This window comes from Nostoc sp. FACHB-280 (assembly GCF_014697615.1).
Lineage (GTDB): Bacteria > Cyanobacteriota > Cyanobacteriia > Cyanobacteriales > Nostocaceae > Nostoc_B.
In genome coordinates this window covers 1-15,958 of record NZ_JACJSD010000030.1, presented here as the reverse complement: position 1 = coordinate 15,958, position 15,958 = coordinate 1, and the positions used below count along the sequence as shown (strand labels likewise).

Here is a 15,958-nt window from a genome sequence, read left to right as displayed (position 1 = left end):
AGCTGAATAACTACCTTATTAGCTCAAACAGCACTAAGTTACACATCTTACCGCAGTCTACAGTTTCTTTGTTTTTTGCAATTCTTATCATTAGCCTAACTTTTCCGCAATCATTCCACAGCTTTTCCACAGATGTAAGAGTGATTTTCCACAGCAGTTCGACAGGCTTGTAGGCTTTGGTTGCATGGCTGGGGATTTCATTTCCTCTTGGCCTATCAGAGCAGTTACTGAGTTTTTATGAAGCAAAGTAACAAAAATATATCTCTATCCCTAATTCTGTCGTAAATATTGATTCTTTCTGTACCTGGGCTTAATATTTCGTAGCATTGACAAACCCACCCCTTTTAGCGGCACAATAATTCGACTAGCTTTTATAGTTCTGTAAGCTGTAAAAACCAAATGTAGAAACTTGGTTCAGTATTTGAAGAATATTTGGAAACAGCCTTTAGCTACTTCACTCAAAGCTAGTTGTCCTAATTCGCTTGCTCCCATTCTCACCGTATGAATACAACAGTTAGCATCTTCACCGAAATTCCCGAAACCCTGCATGAGTGCCTCCAAGATTATTTACAACAGCACCCTGGTTGGGATGAGAACCGGGTATTAACGGCTGCTGTCTCACTGTTTCTGCTACAGAATGCTGATGGCGACCGCCGAGTGGCACAAGTTTATCTGGAGACTTTGTTCCATCGTCATTAAATCAAAATAATGGTACTCACAAGGGCAGCGTAATATCTACAGGCGCATTAAAAAGCATTGACTTGTTGATTAGTTACTGCAAAGATTATTTCATTTTCAAAGTTTGAATAATCCAGCTTTTTTGAGCCGAGATAGTAAACCAGAACGACTACTGTAATCTTTCTGTATCTTTTGGATACAAGCTTTAAACTCATCTAATTTATCTTGATATTCAGCTACATCTCGCAAATCAACTAAATATCCTACTGCTTTTTCATACTGTTTAGCTTGCTTAATCTCGATTAATCTATATACCTCTAACCATACAGATTCTTCTTTGAGAGCTAGTGCTTCTAATTTACACTTTTTTATCTGTTGTGCCACTAGTAATTCCTGTTCATGACGGCGTTGGGATTGCTGTTGAGAAATTTCTACTAATTCTGAAAAAGTCCGTCTGTGAATATTAACACTACTAGCATTTTCTGGACTTTTAAATAGTTCTCTTAGTCTGTTGAGTAGCTGAAGCCTAACATTAGGATCGCCCTCAACTACTTTGAGGAGAAACTTATCTTTTTCTTTGGCGGATAAAGCATAAATCCATTCTTCTAGTGGTTCAATTTCCGATTTTTGTGAAGTATTTAGCTCTGCTGCACCTGCAACCAAATCCTGGTCGATATCAAAAAATTCGATAAAAGTTTTAAGATGGGCAGGTAGGTTTTTTAACTTTGCAGGCACAGGTGGTTCAAGACAATCTTCTGACTCTTCATCTATTAAAATTGAGCTCGCTTTTAACCACGCAAGATATAAAGCTCTCAAATCACCTTGTAAAATGTCATCCCGAATTTGCGCTAACTTAGTTAACCATCCTTCACCCTCTATCCAATCTCTGTATTCTTCATCATCAATATTTATATCTAGAATTACAGAATTTGATGTCGTAGCTACAGTAATTTGCTCAGGAAGACAGTAAGGTTGAAAAATTGATGAGTTAACTAACGATTTTGGCAGACGAAATACTAATTGTCTAGTTCCCCAATTCGCCATGTATAGCATGATATCAAAGCATTTATCTAGAAGTTCCTTGGGTTCGCCACGAAAATCACCAAAGCTATAAGTAAAAATTGCACTTCTCGATGTTAGCTGTACACGGCTTGAAAAACTACTAATATATGTTTGTTCTAATGCAGTTAAGGGTTTGTCTAGTGCTTGAAATTCGTAATATTGATATTCACTCATTGCTTTCTTGATATTAAAAAATATCACAACTTGCCACAATTGATTTAGAGGCAGTGCCTAGAACTACAACAACTAAGAAATTAGCTAAACTTCCTTGATTAATATTTAGTCACCATAGGCAAACACGATTAAGGACTGTTTTCACGTTTTTTAGCAAGTGCAACAAGAGTCAAAATTGACTTGACTTCATGATTCATCTTGCCAGTAATCAGTTGGTTATATAAATATGTTGCTTCTTCTAGTGAAAAAGCTGATGGATTAGCAGCAGCATTAGCCTGATGACCACTTTCCCAACCACCCATGTTAGAAAAAATATCGTACCTAACAAGAGGACGATTTTCACCACCTACATCAAACCAAACGCAACTACGCTCTTGGTCAATTTTAATTGAAATTATTGGAGGTATACATGGCCAAGATACAACTAGCTTTGACCAATTTTTAAAACCAATATAGTTTCCACTCTTAATATCCATTTCTAATTTTTATCCTCTTTTTTGATATTTAGGCAGTCTCTTGTTGATTTATTTAGGTTTGCTAATTTTTGCTATTTGTACTAGCACAAATCTAAATTAAAGTAACACTTTTCGGTATATTTCATCTTTCATTGTCTTCAATATTCTAAATAATTAGCAATCTCTAAGTTCTGTAATTCTTTCAAGAAGCTAGTTAATGCAAATGGACATTTACAACTTAGTGTTTTTTCTATAAAATCAGCTTTCAAGTGGTATTCTTGACAGAGAATATCAAACATATCTTCAGTAGTTAACTCTAGATTTTCATTTAGTTCCCAAAGTCGTACTTCTAATAGACTTGCTAATTCATACATGAGTACAGCCACTACTGCTCAAGCCAGTTCAAGTTAGGACTTGCCCCGTGTTTTCGTCGGTCAGCCTCAGTACAAGCTCTGCTATAAACCTCATCCCAACCACGAAGAAAATCCTTTTCATGAGATTCTAAATCCCCATACGCTATAGCCATTTCTTGCTCTAAAGTTTGTAATAATTCTTCAAAAGTCAGAAAATATCCAGGCTCAATTGAGATTGCTTCAAAGAACCTCAGCCAATTGTTTTTAAACTCGTGACGCAATAGTCGCAATGCTTCAACATTCATCTTCTTCTTAGATGGAGTCAGTGACAATCGCTCCCAATGTAACTCTTGAATAAATGCCTCAATATGCTGCTTTGCTTTTTTGTACTCAAGTGATTGCTCCTCTAGCTGCAACGATGCCAAGTAGCGTTCGCAAACTTGCTCTTTATCCTCAACGGTCGATACGACTGGTGATAACGCCGCTTCTACACGCTCTAGTATTTCGGTTGCCTCGTTTGTGTCTGGGTTTAAATCGCCTAGAAATTTTTGACGATATACGGCGCTCAGTCTTTCAACAATTGGTTTGATTCCTTGAGCAATTCTGACATGGGTGGTTGAGTATGGGGCTTTATGTCCGCGTCCCCCCTTAGCTATTGGATCAGTCATAAAGTTGTTAACAGCTTACACTAACTCTAGGATAAACTTGTTAACATCTTTTTGCTCAACTTGTTAACAATTTTCCAATTCTCCTTATTTTTAAACTAAACTGTTTAGTTTGCCCTTGGTGTCAGCTACGCTATATCTACCTCAAATACCAGCATCTTTACGTCATGCAGTTTGACGTAAAAATATCACGTATTTTGCTAAAAACTCAACTACCCCTTGCCTTGTCAAACCTGCGGTTTGAGGGGGTTTTGGGGTGTTTCGTTTTTAGCCCTCGATTCATCTCGCCGCCAAATCAAAGATTATGGCGGGAGCCTTCTCTCGGAATTAGGTAAACAAACAGTAAATTGAGTTTTACCTGGTTTAGATGCCAGCATTATTGTTCCTTGATGGCGAATTTCGACAATTCGTCGCACCACTTCTAAGCCTAATCCTGAGCCTTTTCCAACTGGCTTTGTTGTAAAAAATGGTTCAAAAATTCGTGATTGGATTTCTGGTGGGATACCTGAGCCTGAATCTATGATTTGTACTTCGATGCGATCGCTGTGGAGAATAGTAACAATTTCAAGCTCCCCTTTATTTTCCATTGCATCAATGGCATTATCAATTAAATTTGTCCATACCTGATTTAATTCACTTCCATAAGCCCAGATTTTGGGAATTAACGGAGCGTAGGAGCGGTGGATTTCTACGCCGTGCTTCAGTTTGTAGGAGAATAATCGTAGTGTATCCTCTAGCCCTTGATGTATATCTACTAGTTGTCGCACGCCCTGATCTAAATGGGAATAAGACTTCATCGACTGCACTAATTGGGCAATGCGTTCTGCACCATGCAACCCACTGGTGGTCATTGACATTACTTCAAACGAAAGTGCCAACCAACGCAGCCCAATGTCACGCATTTGAGTTAATTCATCCCGCCATTGGTTTGTTAATTTTTCGAGAGTTTCAATTTTGATGCCGCTTTCAGCTAGAGGTTGAGCCAGTTTCCAGGCATCCTTCACGCCATAATCTTCCAACCAATTGAGCATTTTGTCTTCGCGCTCGTTCAAACTCATCAGATCAATCCGTTTGTGGAGAATTGCCTCATACCCCTCATCTCGTGCTTTGAGCCATTCTTGAGTATGTGCTTCATCAATTTGGTGTTGCCCAACGACTAAATTCATGTGTTGCAATTCTATGATTGCTGGGGTGATATCTTGTAAAGCACGAACCAATGCGGCGGCGGGATTATTCAGTTCGTGTGCCAGTCCAGCTGCTAAAGTACCCAAAGCTGCCATTTTTTCCCGGTTGCGGATAAAAGACTCTAATCCACGAGATCGCTTTGCCACACTTTGAAAAATCATCTGCTCAAAGGTGCGACACTCATGCAGCAATGTCAGGAAATCGTCACCTGATAGTTCATAAAAATGACAGTCTGTGATTGCTCTGGCAGTTACAGGGGCAGGTTCGCCAGTTAAGACTGGAATTTCACCAAAAAAGCTAGGAGCGTCATGCTGTCCAATCGGTATTTCCAGTCCCTCACTTCGCCGAGTTAATCCCATACGACCACACAGTAGAATAAAAAATCCCCGTGGAGGATCTCCTTCCTTCACCAATACCTCATCAATATTTAAGTCAATCGTTTTGGCACGCTCACAGATCCAGTCGAGGCGGTTTCTTGGCAAGGCTTGAAACAATTCCAGAGTCAACAGTTCTTCAAGACAAAGCATAATTTCCTCGTCTGCTGGGATAGCATAATAACGCTCTTACTTATCAAAGCTGACTGACGTACATTTGAAACTCAGTCTTTAGATAGAATCATTTTTTTTATATCTAGTTCTAGGCTGAGAGCGCATCTGGTTAAATTTTGGAGAGCAAGTGCGTGGCAAAACCGGTCATTCTCACCGTTGATGACGATCCCGATGTGCTGCAAGCGATAGCACGAGACCTGCGAAAAGAATATGGCGATCGCTTTCGGATTATGCGGGCAGATTCCGGTGCGACTGCATTAGATGTCTTAAAACAACTAAAGATTCGCAATGAAACTGTTGCCACATTTGTTGTTGATCAACGAATGCCGCTTATGAGTGGGGTGGAATTTTTGGAACAGGCGATCGTTCTGTTTCCTAATGCCAAGCGAGTTTTGCTGACTGCTTACGCAGATACTGATGCTGCTATTCGTGCCATTAATAACGCTAAACTCGACTATTATCTGCTCAAACCTTGGAACCCGCCAGAGGAACGTCTGTATCCGGTGCTGGATGATTTGATTGATGACTGGTTAGCAGATTATCGTCCACCATTTGAAGGTATTCGGGTAGTCGGAAACCGTTGGTCGCCACAGTCACACCAAGTAAAAGATTTTTTGGCACGCAATCAAATTCCTTATCAATGGATGGATGTAGAGTTAGAAAAGGAAGCAAATCAATTATTGACTTATACTAAACCCGATGGTGTGCAAAGCTTACCATTAGTATTATTTCCAGACGGCTCTACGCTGATACAACCAACAAACCTGCAAATTGCTGAACATATTGGATTGCAAACTCAGGCAGAACGCCCATTTTATGATTTGGCAATTGTTGGCGGCGGCCCGGCTGGACTAGCGGCGGCTGTTTATGGTGCCTCCGAAGGACTAAGCACTGTGATGATTGAAAAAGAAGCACCAGGTGGGCAAGCAGGCTCAAGTTCTCGCATCGAAAATTATCTGGGCTTTCCTATAGGGTTAAGCGGTGTAGATTTAGCGCGTCGGGCAGTAACGCAGGCAAAACGCTTTGGGGTCGAGATTTTAACCCCGCAAACAGTAACAGGGGTTAGGATTCAAGACCCCTATCGGGTGATTTTATTGGCAGATGGTAGTGAGATCAGTTGTCATGCACTGTTGATTGCCACGGGAGTATCGTACCGCAAGCTAAATATTCCGGGTGAGGAGCATCTGTCTGGTGCGGGTGTTTATTATGGTGCGGCAATGACTGAAGCAATTGCCTGTCAAGGTGAAGAAGTATTTGTTATTGGCGGTGCGAACTCGGCTGGACAGGCGGCGATGCACTTCGCCAAGTATGCTCACTCGGTGACGATGTTAGTACGTGGTGATTCGCTTACCAAAAGTATGTCGCAATACCTGATTGACCAGATAAAAGCCACACAAAATATTACTGTTCGCACTCAGACTAAAGTTGTGGAAGTTAAGGGGAAACAAAATTTAGAAGCTGTTGTGTTAATCAATGACCAAACCGGAGCAATTGAAACCTTACCTGCAAAGTCCCTATTTATTTTCATTGGCGCTCGTCCCCAAACTGACTGGCTAGATGGCATCGTCGAACGCGATGAAAACGGCTTTATTATAGCAGGTGCTGATTTAATGCTAGATAAACGTCGTCCTAAAGGCTGGACATTGGAGCGCGATCCTTTTCTATTAGAAACTAACGTGCCTGGTATTTTTGTAGCAGGTGATGTGCGCTATGGTTCAGTCAAACGAGTTGCATCTGGTGTTGGCGAGGGCAGTGTGTGTGTGCAATTTATACATCGCTATTTAGCTAAGGTATGACTACTTCATCCCCTCGCCTTGCACAAAGCCCTGATCTGCCAACCAAAAGCCTCAAGGGGTCACCCATCATACCAGAAGTTGATGCGTGGGGAATTAAGGCTTTTGGTTGGACTTATGAACAAATATCTAATTGCACTGGAATTAAGCATCTATTTTAATTTAAGGTATTGAAAAAATTTGATGCAGTTAGTTGGTTATTCATCTCTAGCCGTTCCAGGCAGAATTGGTTAACATTGTGGGTGAAAAAATGAGATTTGTTTAGAGATAATCTCACCAAAAAGCACTTACACAATAGTATTGCATCCTGACGAAGCCAGCCAAGAATGACTAGTCTCAACTACAGCAATCAGAACTTGCAAAATCGTTCCTTCAAAGGACAGCAATTGGCTGGCGCAGATTTTAATGGTTCTGACTTGCGAGGTTGTGATTTTGCTGGAGCAAACTTAATAGGGACTAACTTTCAACAGGTCAAAACGGGACAGAGCCAACGCCAAGTAAATGTGTTATTTGTTGCGACTATAGCCAGCCCAATAATTTTATGCGGCTCCTTTATACTCTTGGTAGAGGTATTAACTACCTTATTGAGCGAACCCGTCCTCAATTTCCTGTTTGGTGCGCTCCCCTTGTTATTATTTTTAGCTGAGATTTTTCTTAGAGATAGTCTGATTGTTCAATTCCCAATACTTAGTAATATCTTCAGTATGGGAGCTATTGCTACATTATTTTTAGCGATGCTCCTGCTGACATTTTGGTTTATGATGATTGGTTTTTCTAGCTTTAGTAGTTCTCCGACTCAAGGATGTTTCTTCCTACTGTTAATGTCTGTTTCTGGAATTGTAAGTTTTCGGATTTTACAATGGCTGCGGCAATTAATTCAAAGTCATCCTGGTACATCTTTTAGAAAAGCCAACTTAACGGATACTGACTTTAGCCATTCTCTAGTGCAAAATACAGATTTCTCCTTTGCTATATTGACAGGGGCTTGTGTGTTCGCTTGGAAAATACCCACTCATAATAAATTTATAAATATTGATTGCAAATATCTCTATTTAAAACCAGAACAGCAAGGCAGACAACCAGTAGAAGGGAATTTGTGTTTAGCTGAATTAGCACAAATATTAAGTCAATTAGGGAATGGATAGATGCAAATTATTGAGGAAACATCAACTAAATTGGTATTAGAAGATAAAAATTTACAATGGCTTTGGGGAATAATATTTAGTATTCCTTTTGTCATCATTGGATTACTCATTATTGCAGCTACAAGCAATTTAACTACATTAGAATGTCAGCGCAATGACAGTAACAAAATTACTTGCCGAAGAACAATTCTTAGTTTGTTAGGAACAGAAACAAATAGGCTCTCTGGTCAGCTAAAGGAAGCTGCTGTTGTCACAGAATATGGGACAGGAGTTGTACTGTATACTTCTTCTAGTATGGATGCAATAGAATTAGTGAACCATAGAGTATTTATTAAAGAGAAGCACTACAAAATTACTGATACAATTAATGCTTTTATCAACAATCCTCAACAGCTTGGGCTAAAGATTCAACAAGATGATCGGTGGTCAGGATTTCTCGAAGGAATAGTATTTTTACTTCCAGGTATTGCTATTATTTTCAAATCTTTAGCAATTCCAAAGCAGATTTTTTGTGACTTTGATAAATATTCAGACCAAATTATTATCAAAAAACAACATCAATTTTTGGGTATATTTACTCAACAAGCAAAGCTAAGTGAAGTTTTAAAAGCCTCTGTTACTCAAATTCCCTTAGCAAATCGAACTCCGTGGTACTTAATACAACTAGAATTAAAATTAGGTAAATTAATTTCTTTATCATCACCTACTCGTGATTACAAGCATTATCAACATATTGTAAATACCATCAATCACTTGATTCAGCCAAAAAATTGATAACTCTATGTGTAGCATAAACTTGCCATAGCCAGCGATCACTGCTGTTACACTCCTGGTTATGATACTGCTCGATGTAGGGTTCTGTTTGGCTCACCAGCAAACATACACAAAAGCTGCTTTATCGACACTTAAATTAACATTGTTTTGCACAAGATAACTCAGATTCAATGAACTTTGCACCTTCTAGATTAACGCCACTTAAGTTGCACAAATGGAAATTTACCCCAGTTAGGTCTGCTTGTGCTAAATTTGCTCCTGTTAAGTCTGCATTAGTCAGGTCTACTTGTGTTAAATTCGCCCTAAACAAATTTGCCTTTCTCAAATTAGTTTGAGCTAAGTTTGCCTGAGTTAGGTTTGTGCTGATTAACTGTGCTTGGCTTAAATCTGCCCCTCTCAAATTTGCCCCAGTTAAGTCTGCTTGAGTGAAATTAGCTTGAGTTAAGTTAGTTTGACTAACATCAGCCATATTCAAATGTGCATAACTGAGATTAATTTGACTGAGCTTAGTGGATAACAATTTGGCACATCTTAAGTTAGCATTATGGAAATTTCTTTCTCCAAGTGCGTAACGCTGTAGAAACTCATCAGTCTTTAACCTAACCAAGACAGCTTTTTCAGCACCTTGATGACACCATTTAACTTCACATAATTGGGCAGCAGTATTAACAGCAACCTCATTACAGACAGTTACGATTACACCATTACAACTATCCCATTGAGCATTAAGCATCATGGCTATTTCATTCGCTGCCACAATTGAATCAAAAAGTAAGATAATTTCTTTCTTGTGGTTAAACCAGTTAGTCAAATTAATTAATTTCATATCAGGAACTCAAGAGTTAGAAATTAAAATTAATCAAACAATACAGCAACAATTTTTACAGATTTTAATTGAAAAACATACTGTATCTTAAGAGCTATTCTTTTATACATCACGAGCTTTGAAAAAATTATAGATGGCGAGGGCAATAGCTATAAGCAATGCCACATGAATTAAATTTCCTGCAATATGAAGCACTAGCCCTAATACCCAAAAAGCTACTAGCAAAACCACTATGCCCCAAAGTATACTCAACATATATTTATTATTTTGTTAGGGTAAATTAAATTAATTTATATTTTAATTCTTAGCTCTACTTGACTCTATTTGTCTTTAGAGTGATCTAGAAACTTAAATCATCTTTCGCAAGAAATATCATGAAAATTCAACTCATAATTGAAAGTGCGATCGCCTTCAATTCTAAACGCCAGCTTGATAACACACCTGCTAATAATTCCTACCGTTCTTGTTCATAATTACAGGGCGAACACTACTCTACTCCTCCGCTTCGCGCCAATCCCTGTTCTGCCGACTACTGATTCTCAATTGCCCCCTCAGTTCCCTTAAGAGCTTTTCGAGCTAACTTGACGTAAGTCTTCACCGTCTCAGGTTTCATCTCCCAGTCAGTTGTAATCGCCCCCAAAGAATCCCCATGCTCTCGACGGGCCAGTACAGTCGCCCAAGCACTAACAATTCGCAACTCGCAATTCGCAATTCGCAATTAATAACCTGGATTTTACAATAGTTTTATTAGCTACTCCTGCTTGAGAGCCTTTCGAGCCAACTTCACGTAAGTCTTCACAGTCTCTGGTTTCATCTCCAAGTCAGTTGCGATCGCCCCCAAAGAATCTCCATGTTCTCGACGGGCCAGTACAGTCGCCCAAGTCACAGCAATCCTATCTGTGCGCTCCCCACCCTTGCGTTTACGTTGGTCAGTAAATATCGTTGTCAGTTCTTCAATCCGTTGAGCCAGCATATCAGTAATCAACTGCTCGGCTACAGCTGCCTTTTGCTCTGAGAGCCAACCAGAGCAAGTTTGTCCCATCCCAAAAGTTGTCTTATGCCCTGTCCCACAGTATGGGGCAAGCCGGAGCAAAGCGTAGAATAGCTGAGTAAATTCAGTATTTGCCAAAGCAGCCCTGCTCAAACCCAAAGATATTGCTCCCGTAAATCCAGTGACCGACCCTTGCTTGCCTGCTGCCACCTTCATCGATTCCAAATGGTGTTGGTGAATGATAACGCTTTCATCAATCCAGTTCACAAAAGCTTCTTGGTCTACAGGCTGCTGCGAAAAGTCATTCCACCGCCTTAGATAGCTGTGGAACAAGTTTTCTGGTACTGGCAATGGGAAATGATGTCCTTTGCGGCGAAAGCTGGTTGGTGAAACGAAACTGAGGTCTACTACTGATTTTTCAATTGGCGATCGCAGTAATTGGGCGTAAGTCGTGGGGGCATGAGCGATACTCACTTGCTTGATTTGCAGGGATGCGCCTCTCAAATCGATAATCTTTGGTAAGTTAGTCAACCACTGCTTGAGAAACAATGCCACTCGTTGAGATAGCGCGTTGATATGCCAGTGATAGATTTGGTTAGCGACTAGTTTCAATTGTTTGCCGCTAGGAAGCAGTTGACCTTCCAGTGCTGATATAGTGAAAGCTTTTTCTGACTCGCCATCGTGCAGGTAAGCAGATAGGTCTGGGTCAACTTGGCGTACTTGGTCGAGAAACCAAGCATGAAGTCCTATCGTGTATTGCGAGTAAAGAGAAGCCGTTGCTGTTGCCTCCAAATCAAACACTAAGCCTACCAGTTCCGTTTCATCTGGCCACGTAAGAACTGAGTCTTTCGGGGTTGGTTTGGCTCTAGGCTTGCGTTTGGGGGCTGTGACTGCTCTGGGCATCGTATGGGTTGAGTCGAAGAATGTTGAATATTTTAGGTGATTTCATCCCCCTTTGGGGAAAATTAAGTATAAGCAGAAAAGGAGGAGTGAAGTGGATGTCTTGCTGATTGACGAGTTTAGCGATCGCTTCTCGTTGAAAGTTGCGTGAGAGGAGGTTGCTAGGTTTGAAAGTATTCATCAATGATGATTGATACAATAAATTAAGATAAATTTTGATATTAGCCAGTCATCAGTTGCAGGTTTTCAAAATATACTTGATTTCTCGCTGATTACTGATTATTGTTGATGGCTCACTGATACTGCGAGGAATTATGCTGTTAACAGAACGTCGCGCTGACCGGGTAGTTCTCTATAATATCAGTTGGCAACAATTTGAGAGTTTATTAATAGATTTAGGTGAAAACCGAGCAGCTAGGATTGCTTATGATGATGGCACGTTAGAAATCATGACCCCATTACCAGAACACGAATATTATAAGGAAATCATTGGTGACATCATCAAAGATACGGCTGAGGTTTTAGAGCTAGATTACGAGTGTTACGGCTCAACCACCTGGAAGCGAGAACTTAAAAAAGCTGGAGTAGAATCTGATAATTGCTTTTATTTTCAAAATGAACTCTTAATTCGCGGCAAGCTCAAGTTTGATTTAAATCAAGACCCACCTCCCGATTTAGCTTTAGAAATTGATGTTACCAGTAAGTCTTTAGATCGCTTCCCCATTTATGCACGATTAGGTGTACCTGAGATTTGGTCTTACGATTCTGGAGTCATCAAAATTTACCAATTGCAAGGTGAGGAATATATTCAAACAGAAACAAGTTTAGTGTTTCCTAATCTAAATATTCAAGAAATTCCATCACTAATTGAAAGATACCGTATGGCAGGAAGACGTGTTTTCCGACAAGCAATCAGGGAATGGGTCAGGAAACAGATGGATGAGAGGGACAGATAATTAACTTAGAATATCTCAAATAGAAAAAGCTACATTCCGCAACTAGGGTATGGGAGATATGCAGGCCCATTAGACTTTCGCCGTTTTTGTTCTATATTATCTACACTATTTGGTTTATTCATAGTATAAAAATAAAACAATGTTCTATGTTTAGTATTCCCTTTTTACAGCTATAAACATCACCTGTAATGTGCTGCCTATTCTGGCTGGTAGATAAGCCTATTTGGGTTTTGCCTAAAAAATAAAGTAGAAACACTCAACTGCTAGAATTGGGACGCTTAATAGGCTTTGGCTTGGGAATTGGTTTAGGCGTTGGAGTCGTATTTTCTGGAATCTCATAATTAGCTACAGCAGAGGCGATTGCCTGTATTTGCTGCTCACTCAAACACTCAGGGCAACTAACCATTGCTTGCAGCAGTGCAGGTACACCTTGGAAGACTTGCACTGAACAATTGTTCACTCCCAACCATTTGGCGATAGGGAAAACCACAGGAGCATAAACGCAATTATTAGGTATATTAGGAACTACAGAAACTATCCATTGAGCAAACATCTGTTGATGGTAAGCACTTTGAGATGTTGGGCTGTTAGTTACTGCTACCCAATTACTACCTTCTCGACGTTTCCACTTATCGTTGTATGCGCTAAATGAACCCTTCCAAGTCTTGATTTCTAGTAGAAAAATGCCTTTTGTACCTATAATTACATGGTCTATTTCAGTTAAACCGCCAAATTTGTTAGTAGGGATTAAGGCATTATTGAACATCACCCAAGTATCAGGAAAGCATTGGAATATAGCTGATACACCCCACTCACCCATGCTACCTTTGAATTGATTTTTAGCTTGCTTAAACTCATACATGAACGAAGCTAAACTACCTAATGTACTGTCACCTAAAGCTTGGTGAATTTCTTGGTGTACAGTAGACTTTTTAGCAGTTATTTTCTCTTGGAATGCGGCTCTTAATGCTGATGACTGTTGCAGAGTTCTCATAGCCAATTCCTCAATTAACTTGAACAGGGTTTTGAGCAGATTTTGTTTGCATACCCAGCCATCTATCATGTGTTATTTACAATGTGGGATTCTTCAACAGTCAAAGAACGAATTAACTCTCGAATTACATCTGTCGCTGGTCGTCCTGTAGTTGAACAGTATTTTTCTAATTTTTCTGCTTCAACTGATGTGAGATTAATCGTTATTCTTTTAACAGCCCATTTCTTATTCACTGCTTAATTAACCTTGTTTGATACCACTTCTCTAATATCAATCATCTAGACTGTTGCTACCATGATATATTTATCGAAATTAAATTTAAGAAGCTGTTAAGAAACTGCCACTAAGTTTAAAAGTGTTATAAAGTGCTTAAATCAATTCCAGTGTGTGAAGTTTAGATTATTGAGAAATAAAAAATATGAATAAGTCATAAGCTGAAAGCTTGTACTTGATGAAATATTCAGTAGAAGTACATGGTAACTAGCAACTTATTAACCCTACTAATTAAACCGCTTTCATACTTACTTTATCTAAAGTTTTTTAAGATGCTGCTAAATTTAAATCGCTATCACTTTTGAGTTTTCCTTTAAGAATAGCGTGAAAGAAATAGTTATTATTGTTTCAAACTCCCCATCCTGGATTTTCACAGGCAATATTACGAGGAGAAATTTCTTCAAACTTACCGGAATTACGATTAGAACGCCAAGCTTTTGTAATCTGCCTCCAATATTCAGTATCTTGATATTTCACAATTGCTACTATTTCAGGATCGTTGACTCCGTTTAGCAGACATGAGCCACCATGTCCTATTTGCTCTAACTTATTTAGTTTAGGCAAGTTGAGTACATCTATAACTTGAAAAGTTGCTTTTCCTCTATTATCTCTTGAAACAAGAATTTCAAACCATAGCATATTCTGATTTTTCTTCTTAATATGAGCAATCGCATATTCAAGCCCAGCTTGAGGATTACCTACTATCCACCCACCTAAATCTTTTAATCCTCTAGGTACATCTCGATAGCGCAAACCAATATAACTTTGACTATTTTGTTTTAATATTGAACTTTGACTATTATTAAATACAGTTACAGCATTAGCTACATCGAGCGAATTGGTTACTAATACAAAACCAGCCAGTATGGAAAATGTAGATTTTAGAGATTTTGTTGTAAGCATATCGAATTTAGTTATAAAAATTGCAATACTTTTGCTATATTCTTAACTCATGAACTCGCCGCCACGCCTGCTGAGTAATCCTGTAATTGGTAGCATTCGGCTGACGAATGACGTTCAGATTTTTCAGCACAGGGTCTTGTTTTAAGTTTTCCCGTAACAGCGGTTTCTCTAACAACTTGCTAGTAAACCGAATCCTGGCACAAGGTTTAATACCAACACGGCTGATGTCAATCCAATAGCCAATGTCAGGCGGACTAGCGATAATCTTGGGTGGTTCGATAATCTCTGCGATCGCATATATCCCTGATTGATCCCCAGATTTCCAAATCAGCACTCCGTCGCCAGCAGCCATTTCTTTGGCATAGCGTGTGGCAAGCCAAGGCATCTGCTCAAAGTCGCGGATGCCATCTATGATGCGGTAATATTTGGGGTTGCCTTGAAACAACCAGTAGGTCATCGTTTGGTAGATGTGCTTGATGGGATAAGATTAGCGATCGCTTACCAATTATTCTGCTGCGTTCTGATCTTCACGGAGATAAAGCGAAAATTCACGCGATTCAATTCCAAACGCACTGAGCATCAACTTAATTGTGTCTCGGATAGCATTAGCTGATAAATTGCCTTCAGCACAGATCCCACTGCTAATTTTGTAGATTAAGCGTAACTCGTGTGTATTTCTCGGACTGTGACCTGGATCAGCAGCAAGTATAAAAATAAGCAGTCTATGTAACTTGTATTCATCAGATCATTATTGTAAATCATGATTATCTATTAATAAAAGTGGGTATTTTATGTAAGTAGCTATTTTTAACCACTTACAATATGACTCAGTACTTATTTTCACAATTTAGAAATAATGAGTTTGAAAATTTATCTCAGCATCTAGCTCAGATTTTTACTATTTCACAAAACCAGCTATCTAACTTATACGAAACAATGCGACAGGACTTTGAGATAGAAGGCTGTCCTCAATACACTTCCACTAGATGTATTTTTCGCTCATCTAATGAAGGCTTTCAAAAATTTTATGATGATGCCTGGATAATTGGAGTGGATATTCCCAGCATACTTGAACTAAATAACGATATTCAAGATAAAAAAACAATTGTCATCCTTGGGCAAGACCCTCGAAGGCAAAGTGATAAAAGAGTAGAAGAGATTGAAATTGCTACGCCATACGCTCTGCATTCAAAGTACTGCCGAGAGGAACATCGCAGCACAAGACTTTACTTTGACCTGATTAAAGTTTTACTAGAGCAAGGATACCGAGTTTATTTGACGGA

General features: G+C 39.3%; 19 protein-coding genes and 1 pseudogene. 7 read left to right on the top strand and 13 right to left on the bottom strand.

The genetic code is table 11. The annotated features are described in order from the left end of the window. Window positions 1-501: 501 nt before the first annotated feature. A complete protein-coding gene (locus tag H6G75_RS20480; protein ID WP_190981825.1) occupies window positions 502-699 on the top strand; it encodes a DUF2811 domain-containing protein in 198 nt (65 codons plus the stop codon). A 96-nt stretch (window positions 700-795) separates the two neighbouring features. Here the strand turns inward: H6G75_RS20480 and H6G75_RS20475 are convergent, their stop codons facing one another. The 5 genes from H6G75_RS20475 to H6G75_RS20455 all read right to left on the bottom strand — a co-directional run bounded on the left by H6G75_RS20475 (window position 796) and on the right by H6G75_RS20455 (window position 5,099). Next, window positions 796-1,914, bottom strand: a complete 1,119-nt coding sequence (locus tag H6G75_RS20475) for a hypothetical protein (protein ID WP_190981824.1) — start codon at window positions 1,912-1,914, stop codon at window positions 796-798. A 128-nt stretch (window positions 1,915-2,042) separates the two neighbouring features. After that, window positions 2,043-2,390: a hypothetical protein gene (locus H6G75_RS20470; protein WP_190981823.1), complete on the bottom strand. Its 348-nt coding sequence runs from the start codon at window positions 2,388-2,390 to the stop codon at window positions 2,043-2,045. 137 nt (window positions 2,391-2,527) lie between these two features. Then, the gene (locus H6G75_RS20465; protein WP_190981938.1) at window positions 2,528-2,755 is read right to left on the bottom strand and encodes a hypothetical protein; all 228 of its coding nucleotides are present in this window, start codon (window positions 2,753-2,755) and stop codon (window positions 2,528-2,530) included. Next, complete coding sequence (locus H6G75_RS33085; protein WP_242051593.1) at window positions 2,755-3,390, bottom strand: hypothetical protein; 636 nt, start codon at window positions 3,388-3,390, stop codon at window positions 2,755-2,757. The genes H6G75_RS20465 and H6G75_RS33085 overlap by 1 nt, the downstream gene beginning before the upstream one ends. 299 nt (window positions 3,391-3,689) lie before the next feature. After that, window positions 3,690-5,099, bottom strand: a complete 1,410-nt coding sequence (locus H6G75_RS20455) for an ATP-binding protein (RefSeq protein ID WP_190981822.1) — start codon at window positions 5,097-5,099, stop codon at window positions 3,690-3,692. 152 nt (window positions 5,100-5,251) lie between these two features. Between H6G75_RS20455 and H6G75_RS20450 the strand changes: the two genes are divergently transcribed. The 4 genes from H6G75_RS20450 (at window position 5,252) to H6G75_RS20435 (ending at window position 8,832) form a co-directional block, all read left to right on the top strand. Further along, window positions 5,252-6,916 carry a response regulator gene (locus H6G75_RS20450; protein ID WP_190981821.1) on the top strand — a complete coding sequence of 555 codons (1,665 nt, stop codon included), beginning with the start codon at window positions 5,252-5,254 and terminating at the stop codon, window positions 6,914-6,916. Then, window positions 6,913-7,074 carry a hypothetical protein gene (locus H6G75_RS20445; RefSeq protein ID WP_190981820.1) on the top strand — a complete coding sequence of 54 codons (162 nt, stop codon included), beginning with the start codon at window positions 6,913-6,915 and terminating at the stop codon, window positions 7,072-7,074. The genes H6G75_RS20450 and H6G75_RS20445 overlap by 4 nt, the downstream gene beginning before the upstream one ends. A 165-nt stretch (window positions 7,075-7,239) precedes the next feature. Continuing rightward, the gene (locus H6G75_RS20440; RefSeq protein WP_190981819.1) at window positions 7,240-8,058 is read left to right on the top strand and encodes a pentapeptide repeat-containing protein; all 819 of its coding nucleotides are present in this window, start codon (window positions 7,240-7,242) and stop codon (window positions 8,056-8,058) included. After that, entirely contained in the window at window positions 8,059-8,832 is a 774-nt protein-coding gene (locus tag H6G75_RS20435) for a hypothetical protein (protein WP_190981818.1), read from the top strand. Between the two features lie 136 nt (window positions 8,833-8,968). Here H6G75_RS20435 and H6G75_RS20430 read toward each other — a convergent pair whose 3' ends face one another. The 4 genes from H6G75_RS20430 to H6G75_RS20415 form a co-directional block, all read right to left on the bottom strand. Beyond that, on the bottom strand, window positions 8,969-9,658 hold the full coding sequence (locus H6G75_RS20430; protein ID WP_190981817.1) for a pentapeptide repeat-containing protein: 690 nt from the start codon (window positions 9,656-9,658) through the stop codon (window positions 8,969-8,971). Window positions 9,659-9,760: 102 nt separating this feature from the next. After that, on the bottom strand, window positions 9,761-9,913 hold the full coding sequence (locus H6G75_RS20425) for a lmo0937 family membrane protein (protein ID WP_190981816.1): 153 nt from the start codon (window positions 9,911-9,913) through the stop codon (window positions 9,761-9,763). Between the two features lie 496 nt (window positions 9,914-10,409). Then, window positions 10,410-11,552 carry a CRISPR-associated endoribonuclease Cas6 gene (cas6, locus tag H6G75_RS20420; protein ID WP_190981815.1) on the bottom strand — a complete coding sequence of 381 codons (1,143 nt, stop codon included), beginning with the start codon at window positions 11,550-11,552 and terminating at the stop codon, window positions 10,410-10,412. Continuing rightward, window positions 11,515-11,730, bottom strand: a complete 216-nt coding sequence (locus H6G75_RS20415) for a hypothetical protein (RefSeq protein WP_190981814.1) — start codon at window positions 11,728-11,730, stop codon at window positions 11,515-11,517. The genes cas6 and H6G75_RS20415 overlap by 38 nt, the downstream gene beginning before the upstream one ends. 133 nt (window positions 11,731-11,863) lie before the next feature. On the opposite strand from H6G75_RS20415, the gene H6G75_RS20410 reads away from it, so the two are divergent. Beyond that, window positions 11,864-12,505, top strand: a complete 642-nt coding sequence (locus tag H6G75_RS20410; protein WP_190981813.1) for a Uma2 family endonuclease — start codon at window positions 11,864-11,866, stop codon at window positions 12,503-12,505. A 256-nt stretch (window positions 12,506-12,761) separates the two neighbouring features. Here H6G75_RS20410 and H6G75_RS20405 read toward each other — a convergent pair whose 3' ends face one another. From H6G75_RS20405 to H6G75_RS20390, 4 genes are all read right to left on the bottom strand, one after another. Beyond that, window positions 12,762-13,499, bottom strand: a complete 738-nt coding sequence (locus tag H6G75_RS20405) for a nuclease-related domain-containing protein (RefSeq protein ID WP_190981812.1) — start codon at window positions 13,497-13,499, stop codon at window positions 12,762-12,764. Between the two features lie 65 nt (window positions 13,500-13,564). After that, window positions 13,565-13,732 (bottom strand): CopG family transcriptional regulator, encoded by a 168-nt coding sequence (locus H6G75_RS20400; protein WP_190981811.1) that lies wholly within the window; start codon window positions 13,730-13,732, stop codon window positions 13,565-13,567. A 388-nt stretch (window positions 13,733-14,120) separates the two neighbouring features. Continuing rightward, complete coding sequence (locus tag H6G75_RS32710) at window positions 14,121-14,675, bottom strand: hypothetical protein (protein WP_199337956.1); 555 nt, start codon at window positions 14,673-14,675, stop codon at window positions 14,121-14,123. A gap of 34 nt (window positions 14,676-14,709) precedes the next feature. Next, complete coding sequence (locus H6G75_RS20390; protein WP_190981810.1) at window positions 14,710-15,132, bottom strand: EVE domain-containing protein; 423 nt, start codon at window positions 15,130-15,132, stop codon at window positions 14,710-14,712. Between the two features lie 365 nt (window positions 15,133-15,497). Here H6G75_RS20390 and H6G75_RS20385 point away from each other — a divergent pair. Next, window positions 15,498-15,958 (top strand): annotated as a pseudogene (locus H6G75_RS20385) (uracil-DNA glycosylase); the annotation flags it as partial.

What these genes read in the sequence shown, in the direction of transcription:
- H6G75_RS20480 (WP_190981825.1), top strand. Translation starts at nt 502, where the DNA reads ATGAATACAACAGTTAGCATCTTCACCGAAATTCCCGAAACCCTGCAT.
- H6G75_RS20475 (WP_190981824.1), bottom strand. Translation starts at nt 1,914, where the DNA reads ATGAGTGAATATCAATATTACGAATTTCAAGCACTAGACAAACCCTTA.
- H6G75_RS20470 (WP_190981823.1), bottom strand. Translation starts at nt 2,390, where the DNA reads ATGGATATTAAGAGTGGAAACTATATTGGTTTTAAAAATTGGTCAAAG.
- H6G75_RS33085 (WP_242051593.1), bottom strand. Translation starts at nt 3,390, where the DNA reads ATGACTGATCCAATAGCTAAGGGGGGACGCGGACATAAAGCCCCATAC.
- H6G75_RS20455 (WP_190981822.1), bottom strand. Translation starts at nt 5,099, where the DNA reads ATGCTTTGTCTTGAAGAACTGTTGACTCTGGAATTGTTTCAAGCCTTG.
- H6G75_RS20445 (WP_190981820.1), top strand. Translation starts at nt 6,913, where the DNA reads ATGACTACTTCATCCCCTCGCCTTGCACAAAGCCCTGATCTGCCAACC.
- H6G75_RS20440 (WP_190981819.1), top strand. Translation starts at nt 7,240, where the DNA reads ATGACTAGTCTCAACTACAGCAATCAGAACTTGCAAAATCGTTCCTTC.
- H6G75_RS20435 (WP_190981818.1), top strand. Translation starts at nt 8,059, where the DNA reads ATGCAAATTATTGAGGAAACATCAACTAAATTGGTATTAGAAGATAAA.
- H6G75_RS20430 (WP_190981817.1), bottom strand. Translation starts at nt 9,658, where the DNA reads ATGAAATTAATTAATTTGACTAACTGGTTTAACCACAAGAAAGAAATT.
- H6G75_RS20425 (WP_190981816.1), bottom strand. Translation starts at nt 9,913, where the DNA reads ATGTTGAGTATACTTTGGGGCATAGTGGTTTTGCTAGTAGCTTTTTGG.
- cas6 (WP_190981815.1), bottom strand. Translation starts at nt 11,552, where the DNA reads ATGCCCAGAGCAGTCACAGCCCCCAAACGCAAGCCTAGAGCCAAACCA.
- H6G75_RS20415 (WP_190981814.1), bottom strand. Translation starts at nt 11,730, where the DNA reads ATGAATACTTTCAAACCTAGCAACCTCCTCTCACGCAACTTTCAACGA.
- H6G75_RS20410 (WP_190981813.1), top strand. Translation starts at nt 11,864, where the DNA reads ATGCTGTTAACAGAACGTCGCGCTGACCGGGTAGTTCTCTATAATATC.
- H6G75_RS20405 (WP_190981812.1), bottom strand. Translation starts at nt 13,499, where the DNA reads ATGAGAACTCTGCAACAGTCATCAGCATTAAGAGCCGCATTCCAAGAG.
- H6G75_RS32710 (WP_199337956.1), bottom strand. Translation starts at nt 14,675, where the DNA reads ATGCTTACAACAAAATCTCTAAAATCTACATTTTCCATACTGGCTGGT.
- H6G75_RS20390 (WP_190981810.1), bottom strand. Translation starts at nt 15,132, where the DNA reads ATGACCTACTGGTTGTTTCAAGGCAACCCCAAATATTACCGCATCATA.